Source organism: Bradyrhizobium sp. Ken64, from assembly GCF_055807555.1.
On record NZ_JBVVPA010000086.1, the window covers coordinates 1 to 464 of the forward strand.

The following is a 464-nucleotide window of genomic DNA, read 5'->3' on the forward strand; positions in this document are numbered from 1 at the left end:
AATTGTCGATCCGCCAGAAGATAGGCTGCGTAATTCCCGGCATTCCGACCGCCGAATTCGAAATCGACATACTTGCTGGTGTTGATGATGGCTGCGGCACGCACCCAGGTCGCAAGCTGGCCGGGAGCGGCCTCCTTGCGATAGCCAACCTCGTTGATCGCGAGAAATCCACTGTTCGGCGTCGACCAGTCCAGGCCGGTCGGGTTAGCGGTCTTCTCGGCGAAGGGACCATCCGGGCTGCTCGCCACCTGCACACCGAACTTGTCGTATAGCCCCTCCGGGCCGTTGACCTTGATGTTGATCGCCGGTTTCGCCCAGGCCCAGGCGCTTAGACCCGCCGCGACCGGAATTTGTCCGCTCGGTCCAAAGATGCTGGACGACAAATTGCCTGCCAGAAATGGTCCCCAATACTCAACGACATTGGCCAAATATCCAACCTTCAATTCCACCTGCCGGTTCAGGAA

General features: G+C 58.8%; 1 protein-coding gene. It reads right to left on the reverse strand.

Going from position 1 to position 464, the window contains the following annotated elements:
• Positions 1–428, reverse strand: a 428-nt coding sequence (locus tag AC0L2F_RS35755; RefSeq protein WP_473251527.1) for a carbohydrate porin, incomplete at its 3' end; no start/stop codon positions are given.
• Positions 429–464: the final 36 nt, after the last annotated feature.